At 49.0% G+C, this 5,741-nt stretch carries 7 protein-coding genes; 1 reads left to right on the forward strand and 6 read right to left on the reverse strand.

Annotation, left to right across the window (positions count from 1 at the left end; translation table 11 throughout):
* Positions 1-154: 154 nt before the first annotated feature.
* From J4G02_22515 to J4G02_22535, 5 genes are all read right to left on the reverse strand, one after another.
* Positions 155-571: a cupin domain-containing protein gene (locus J4G02_22515; GenBank protein ID MCE2397285.1), complete on the reverse strand. Its 417-nt coding sequence runs from the start codon at positions 569-571 to the stop codon at positions 155-157.
* Positions 572-1,349: 778 nt separating this feature from the next.
* Positions 1,350-1,718: a DUF423 domain-containing protein gene (locus J4G02_22520; protein ID MCE2397286.1), complete on the reverse strand. Its 369-nt coding sequence runs from the start codon at positions 1,716-1,718 to the stop codon at positions 1,350-1,352.
* 107 nt (positions 1,719-1,825) lie between these two features.
* Positions 1,826-2,689, reverse strand: a complete 864-nt coding sequence (locus J4G02_22525) for a hypothetical protein (protein ID MCE2397287.1) — start codon at positions 2,687-2,689, stop codon at positions 1,826-1,828.
* A gap of 362 nt (positions 2,690-3,051) precedes the next feature.
* Positions 3,052-3,612 carry a hypothetical protein gene (locus J4G02_22530; GenBank protein MCE2397288.1) on the reverse strand — a complete coding sequence of 187 codons (561 nt, stop codon included), beginning with the start codon at positions 3,610-3,612 and terminating at the stop codon, positions 3,052-3,054.
* Between the two features lie 258 nt (positions 3,613-3,870).
* Positions 3,871-4,542, reverse strand: a complete 672-nt coding sequence (locus J4G02_22535) for a protein-L-isoaspartate(D-aspartate) O-methyltransferase (protein ID MCE2397289.1) — start codon at positions 4,540-4,542, stop codon at positions 3,871-3,873.
* Positions 4,543-4,787: 245 nt separating this feature from the next.
* Here J4G02_22535 and J4G02_22540 point away from each other — a divergent pair, with 245 nt between their 5' ends.
* The gene (locus J4G02_22540) at positions 4,788-5,057 is read left to right on the forward strand and encodes a hypothetical protein (GenBank protein MCE2397290.1); all 270 of its coding nucleotides are present in this window, start codon (positions 4,788-4,790) and stop codon (positions 5,055-5,057) included.
* A gap of 27 nt (positions 5,058-5,084) precedes the next feature.
* On the opposite strand, the gene J4G02_22545 is transcribed toward J4G02_22540, so the two are convergent.
* Positions 5,085-5,741 (reverse strand): endonuclease III domain-containing protein (locus J4G02_22545; protein ID MCE2397291.1); only part of this gene is annotated, 657 nt, incomplete at its 5' end.

Below are 5,741 nucleotides of genomic sequence, written 5' to 3' on the forward strand. Positions count from 1 at the left end.
CAACCCCCTAAATCCCCCAACCCCCCTAGCCCCCCTTATCAAGGGGGAAACCGTTATCAGGGGGACTTCGGAAACTTCACGAAGGGCGGAGTTATTGGTAAATGTCTACTTATTTTTCTAATTCACCACAAATGCAAACAGTGAAATCTGCTCGCTACGGATTCGGCGGTGAGGTACATATGAGCACCTCCATCGTCTCATTTCCTGTGTTCTCAATGCCGTGTTCGCACCATGGCGGCAGATGGATAAAGGTGCCTTCCTCCACATCAATTTTCTCGCCGGCGAGTGTCATGACGCCTTTTCCACGTATAACAACGTAGCATTCTTCGGTGTGGTGGCTGCCCGGCTCTAGCACAACGTGCGGAGGAATATAGAACATCACCAGTCCGAGATTCTCAGCGGGCGCCTTCGGGTTGGCGGGATGGACGACACGTACGCCAATTCCTTCGCAATCAGGATATTTCACCGGCACACCATCCTGCGCTCTGACAACATTGGGGAGCACCTTTTCTCTCGGTTTGGGAAACGGTGGCTCACCTTGGTAACCTTTGAACATTGTAATTTTTGCCATTGTTTCTACCTCACTTATGTTGGTTCATTGATTCATTATGGTAGATTATAGAATTACTTAGACACTGCCGATGCACATGTACAGATAAACAATCCCCTAAATCCCCCAACCCCCTAGCCCCCCTTATCAAGGGGGAAACCGTTAGCAGGGGGACTTTGGGAAATGTCCACTTATTTCTCTAATTCACCATAGTTCATTATAAAACGTGAAACGTGATGCGCAAAAAATAATGCGTAAAACGTAATGCGTAAGTAGATTGTTGGGTGGCGTTATCGGTCTACCCAACCTACGGGGATTACGGCGGACGGGATCTGTCTGCTACTCGGCTGTGTTGAAATCTTACGGCAAGCAGATAATCAAGGGCTGCATAGACACATGGTTTTTCGTAGGGATTGGGTCTCCCAACCCGTTGATCCTCCATCAGAGACAATTTCGGATTGCTGTAGGTCGATTTTCCAAAATCGACGTTTCGGTGTCGAGATGTGAATCTCGACCTACAATCTATTCTACCGGTATGGTTGTTCTCCCAACCCGCGTTGGCTAATGGGCGAGGAAACCTCGCCGCTACGATTGCAGACAGCTTCACATAAATGTCAACACGCCCTAGCAACTTCGGTTATGATAGCATAAATCTTCTGTTCCGATCAATGTAAAGTGCTAGAATCTGAAACGTGATTCGCAGGTTAAGCAACCTACTCTAATATGGAAAAATCCCCATTTTCCCCGTGGAATTGGGGTTACAGCATACGGAATATGCCTACTACTTTAAGGCATTCCCTTAACCTCTGATTGCTGCCCACAGAAGACAACCCCAACCGATGATAAAGGCGACCCCACCGATCGGTGTTATCGCGCCGAGCCAGCGGACGCCGGTTAATGATAGGATATAGAGGCTGCCCGAAAAAATAACGATACCAGCCACAAATAACCAGCCGGAGGTAGCGATTAGTTGACTGCTCCATTGCGACGCAGCCCAAGCCACAGCGATCAGTCCCAGTGCATGATACATCTGGTAGCGCACAGCAACCTCAAAGACCTGGAACATATCCGGCGATAGCTTCGATTTCAGGGTATGGGCAGCAAAGGCACCCGTTATCACAGCGATCAGCGCAAAGCCAGAACCGAGCGCGAAGAAAATGCGTGACATATCTTCTCCTCCTGTAACTATGGATTGTAGAGGAAATTAACCCCCTCTTACATCAGATAAAACGGAGTTAGATCTAAACATCAGAGAGTCAGTTGCGCCAACGGCTTTCAAAACGGTGTGTTTTCTCCCGCCGAATCGTCAGCCGGTGTCTCTGACTCGGCGTATTCTGAACCAGCACCTTCCTCATTCAGTGTGAGAGGCTGCTCAGGACTTTCGGGGACCTCACTCGTTTTTGCCGCAGCCTCCAGTTGCCGGATACGGTCGACCAACTCCTTGAAAAGCTCTGGCGCGGACACACCGGCTTGTAATTCCGCAGAGAGTTGGGTCCACTGCATCTCGGTCATATCGTTACGGGATTCAACGGCGTAGCGACGTTTGACATAGTTCCAGAAATCGGATTTTGTGATGTTCTGTTCTTCCAACTTGCCTTCCAGCTTGGTAGCCATCGAGAAAGCAGCTTTCTGCGCGTTAGAAATCTTGTCGGTCGAAGCGGCGCTCGGTAAGCCCATCTGAGCCGTTTTACCGTCCGCTTGCCGATGGAGGTAGAAGTTCAGTACCTCTTTGATAACTGTAACGGGGAGTAGCTGTTTGACAGCGTTGCGCTGCGCTTTGTGGATTGCCTTCGTGAACGCATGGGGATCGTCGCGATTGCCCATGCGTTTCGGCTGTTCATACGCCCCGTAGCGCGATGAGCCGGTGACTGTATCTGTCGCCTTGGCTGTAGCAAGCCAAGAATGTTCACGTTCTTCGTACTGTACATCGTCAACCTGAATCCCGCCTCGACGATTTGCCGCTTCGTTTATCCCCGCCAGCGTTAGCCCCTCAACCGTCTTCCCACCTTGCTTAAATGAATAAACGTAATCTTGAATGGATTGCCCCGTCATCATCTCGACAATCGCTTGGTCATCGACCTGATCTAAGACCTCGTAGTCCGCGACCGGAACAAGTTCGTTTTTGGTATCTTCAGCCATTTTTGTCCTCCAGTAAATTGGTTCATTGGTTCATGAATTCATTGGTTCATTAGATTGATGAACTTTATAACCTAGCAAAACCTGAAACGCGATGCGTAAGAAGAAACGGAACACAGATCTGTGTTCCCTACGAATCAACTGCGCGGACAAGATCCCCAACCTATAGGTACGTGTGCAGGTTAAGGCATACGGCGTATGCCTACTACTAGGATAGGAACATAGGATATTGTAACAGATGTTATAACAAATGTCAACATTTAATTCCCATCTGTTAAAGGCACGATATGCACCAACGGCTTGTTGTCACCTAGAATCGGATTGAAAACTTGGAAACTTCCGGAGAGTGACTCTGCGGTGAACGTTCACCACCGCGTCGCCGCTTCACGATAGAGTGTAATCTGCTGCATACTGCGACGAATTTCAAGCTGGATCGCCTTGCGTTGCCGGTTGGCATCTTTGATGATGATCGGCGCCCGGAGTATATTGGTCATCGTTACCGCCCCCGATTGAAAGAAAATCCACATCTGCTGCTCGGTGTAGGGGTTGACGATGTACTCCTGTCCCGGTTCAAAGAGATCATACTTCGGGTATTCCAGCCCAATCGTTTTATCGTAGCTGTCTAAGACTAATTCTTCTGGCGGAACCTTCGGCGAATAGCCGCTGAGTTTGCATCGCTGAATCCTGATCGGGCTGCCGGACTTGTTGATGAGCCGCAGGGACACAATGATTGCGATACGATGGTTATCATCGCGGTTGATAAACCACGTATCATCCGTAATGGCTTCAATCGTGAAGCCGGGAATCTGGCGTTTCTGATGATAGACAGCGGCAAATGCAATGAATCCCCCAATGCCGACAAGTGTCCAGAGACCGGTTGACGTCGATAGGAATTCAAGTAGCTGTTTGAATATTTGTTCTAGCACCTCGCCTCCTCTTCTTATGGTAGATTTTAGAATTACATAGACACTCCTAATGCACAGCCAACCCTCTAAATCCCCCAACCCCCCTAGCCCCCCTTATCAAGGGGGAAACCGTTATCAGGGGTTATTGGTAAATGTCCACTTATTTCTCTAATTCACCATAGTTTAAGAGTTCACTAGTTCATTAATGAAACAATCAACGAATGAACCCATGCACCAATAACAGTTGCAAACTCGCACCATTGGTTATGATTTCATCCCTCAATCAGGGGCACCGGTCATCGGCACAAAGCGAACACCGCTAACGGTTTTGCATTCAATACCGTGTTCGGTCCTGTGAATCTGAACCAGATCCTGATGATAGTCACCGATCGGCAGTATCATGAGGCCACCTTCCGCCAACTGCTTGATAAGGCGATTCGGTAGCTTCTTCGGAGCAGCGGTCACAATTATCCGGTCGTAGGGCGCGTATTTCTCCCAACCGTAGTAGCCGTTGCCGTATCTTTGATGAATATTTCGGTAGCCGAAATCTTCAAACCGTTTCGACGCACTTTGCGCAAGTTCGGGGAGAATCTCGACGGTGTAGACCTGTTCAACTATCTCCGCTAAGACAGCGGTTTGATACCCACAGCCTGTGCCAATCTCCAATACTTTCGACGCTGCGTTCAACTCCAGTAGCTCGGTCATCAGCGCGACGATGTAAGGCTGAGAGATTGTTTGGTCAAATTCAATTGGCATAGCATTGTCTTCGTAAGCAGCGTCCATGCTATCTGGATCGACGAATAGATGCCGAGGCACTTTCCGCATGACCTCTAGCACGCTTTTGTCTTTAACCCCGCGTTTCCGTATCTGCTCATCCACCATCTTCTCGCGCAGATCGACATAGTGGTCATCCCCTAGTTCGTTCTGCGTTTTTTTACGGCGGAACAGCATTGTGAATTACCTGACCTTTTCAGGAGGTTAGCGGGAATGTGAAACCGATTGATGGAAGCTCATATTCAAAGAAAATGCAAAAAGCGTGAAACGTGATGCCCCGATTCGATTGGGACAAGCTGTGAAACGTAAAAAATGAACTATAGTAGAGTTCAGAATTACTTGAGGGGTGCTCATAAATAGTTTTCAATACGTCCGCGTATCAGGAGAAGGATTTCCTCTCCACAGAGAGCTTCCTAGCCTCGATGTGTAGGCCATCAGCACATGTCGCCCCGCTGGGGCTTGGGAGAAAGGACCTATCGTCCGGCTATAGACATGTCGCCCCGCTGGAGCTAAATGAACCAACGAACCGTTTCCTGTGTCGTTCCGAGTCTCTCCCGATTATCGGGATTCTTCGCGAAATGCTCGGACACGGCATCGGCGTTGCCGGAACCGATTTGTTGGGATTTTCACACATCACTTATTCTATCCAGAAAATCCGCGATTCAGACAATAATATAGCACGAGAACCCTAAACTGCTTCGTCATTGCTTCGATTCCTTTCAATGGATACTGGAATTATTGCCGGTTGGGCATTGAGTTCGAAGCATGCACTTCTCACACTGGGGTGTCTTTTGGCATATCCGGGCACCGTGACGCACAATCAAGGCGTGATATTGGTTGAACAACTGGAAGTCGTGAGGGAGGTTTTCCATAAAAATCCCTCGCAGCCGACCGTAATGGAACTTGCCGTTGAACCACCCCAACCGCTCAAACAAACGGTAGGTGTACGTATCAACGACGAAGCTCGGCTTTTTGGCGGCGTAAAGCAGGATACAGTCGGCTGTTTCCTCACCGATCCCATAAATCGAAAGCAGCTCTTCTCTAAGTGTCGGCAGTTCCTGTGCAAAGAGTGAATCCAATTGATTGTTGTGGTGTTCTCCCAGATGTGTTAGAAATGCCCGGACCTTCTTCGCCTTGGCGCGATAGTAACCCGACGGAAGGATGAGCGTTTCTAATTCGTCTTGAGACAGTTTGCCCAATCCCTCCGGATTTAGTAGGTTCGCAGCTTTGAGGTTGTTAATCGCCTTGGCGGCATTTCCCCATGCGGTGGCTTGACCTAGAATCGCACCGATGATAATCTCAAACGGTGTTTCGGCGGGCCACCAGTTTAGTTCGCCGTACTCGGCATAGAGGTCGTCGTATAGTTTTAGGAGTTT

It is taken from the genome of Candidatus Poribacteria bacterium (assembly GCA_021295755.1).
Lineage (GTDB): Bacteria > Poribacteria > WGA-4E > WGA-4E > PCPOR2b > PCPOR2b.

Bases quoted from the DNA above. Each gene is read 5' to 3' on its own strand.
- J4G02_22520 (MCE2397286.1), bottom strand. From the start codon at position 1,718: ATGTCACGCATTTTCTTCGCGCTCGGTTCTGGCTTTGCGCTGATCGCT.
- J4G02_22540 (MCE2397290.1), top strand. From the start codon at position 4,788: ATGTGTAGGCCATCAGCACATGTCGCCCCGCTGGGGCTTGGGAGAAAG.
- J4G02_22515 (MCE2397285.1), bottom strand. From the start codon at position 571: ATGGCAAAAATTACAATGTTCAAAGGTTACCAAGGTGAGCCACCGTTT.
- J4G02_22525 (MCE2397287.1), bottom strand. From the start codon at position 2,689: ATGGCTGAAGATACCAAAAACGAACTTGTTCCGGTCGCGGACTACGAG.
- J4G02_22535 (MCE2397289.1), bottom strand. From the start codon at position 4,542: ATGCTGTTCCGCCGTAAAAAAACGCAGAACGAACTAGGGGATGACCAC.